Origin of the sequence: Bartonella sp. MU70NMGDW (genome assembly GCF_042194085.1) — a bacterium.
In the GTDB taxonomy this organism is placed as follows: Bacteria; Pseudomonadota; Alphaproteobacteria; order Rhizobiales; family Rhizobiaceae; genus Bartonella; species Bartonella grahamii.
The window spans coordinates 1-1264 of the sequence record NZ_JBHIMK010000330.1; the positions used below are offsets into that span (position 1 = coordinate 1).

The window sequence follows — 1264 nt, forward strand, 5'->3', positions numbered from 1 at the left end:
CACTGCGTTCATGTGTGAGCTCTTGTCTTTCTTTTCCAACATGCACAAATGCGAAACGTGAGGAGGAAAAAGCAAAAGCTTTTTGTGGACCAAAAGCAACGTTGTTTATCCATTTGCGTTCTTTTTGGCTTAGCACTTCTGTATGTCCCGCTGCGGTTGTTTGACAGACTTTTCCATCTTCTCCACCTGTGATGATCGCGGTATTGTCATGGGAAAAATGACTTGAAATTATTCCTTTGTGAACTTCAAAGACTTGTGGGATTGGATTTAAAAAAACAATGAAACCTTCTACGGAAACAAAAGCTGGTTTATTGCCTATAAAACCGCAAGAAAGGCAGTAACTTTTGAGATCATAATGGGTAATGTTTGGCATTATCACTCACTTATGCGCAATTTTCAAAACCAGTTTTTAATTTTTCAGCATCAAGAGAGCGTCCTATAAAAACAAGGCGACTTTCTCGTTTTTCATCTTCACGCCATGGGCGTTGATGTTGTCCCTCAAGAAGCATGTGTATCCCTTGAATGACGTAACGATCATCGTCTCTTTGAAAGGCGATAATGCCTTTGAGACGCAAGATATCAGGTCCCTGTTGCTGCGTAATCTGTTGGATCCAAGGGAAAAACTTTTCTGGTTGTAGAGCACCTGTTTTTAAACTTACAGAAGTGATGGTAATATCATGAATGGAGGATGCGTGATGATGGTCATGATGGCAATCGGGACCGCACACATGGGTGGTATGTTGGTGTGTATGTTCGTGATCGAGAAAATGAGGTTCATGATCGAGAGTCCGTTGGAGATCAAAGAAACCACGATTGAGGAGTGTCTCAAGAGGGATATTGGCGCGCTGTGTTGTATAGAGTATAGCGCGAGGATTAATTGCAAGAATGAGCGATTGCGCGTGTGCACGTTCTTCTTCGCTGACGAGATCAATTTTATTTAAGAGAACGATGTCAGAGAAGGCAATTTGCTCTTCAACTTCACGACTTTTTTTCAGTTGAGAGGGCAAATGCTTTGCATCAACGACCGCTATGACACTGTCGAGAGTTGTTTTTTCGTGGATAGTATCATCCATGAAAAAGGTCTGTGCCACGGGAATTGGATCTGCAAGCCCTGTCGTTTCTATAATGATCGCATCAAATCGATGAGAACGCTGCATCAGACTTTCCAGAATGCGAATGAGATCACCACGCACGGTGCAGCAAACACAGCCATTATTCATTTCATAAATTTCTTCATCTGATTCAATGATCAGGTCATTATCAA

At 42.0% G+C, this 1264-nt stretch carries 1 protein-coding gene and 1 pseudogene; both read right to left on the bottom strand.

All coding sequences use genetic code 11. From position 1 onward, the window contains the following. Positions 1 to 373, bottom strand: a pseudogene (locus tag ACFIKE_RS10795) (WD40 repeat domain-containing protein); the annotation flags it as partial. A gap of 10 nt (positions 374 to 383) precedes the next feature. Continuing rightward, a partial coding sequence (locus ACFIKE_RS10800; RefSeq protein WP_375649908.1) for a CobW family GTP-binding protein occupies positions 384 to 1264 on the bottom strand: 881 nt, incomplete at its 5' end.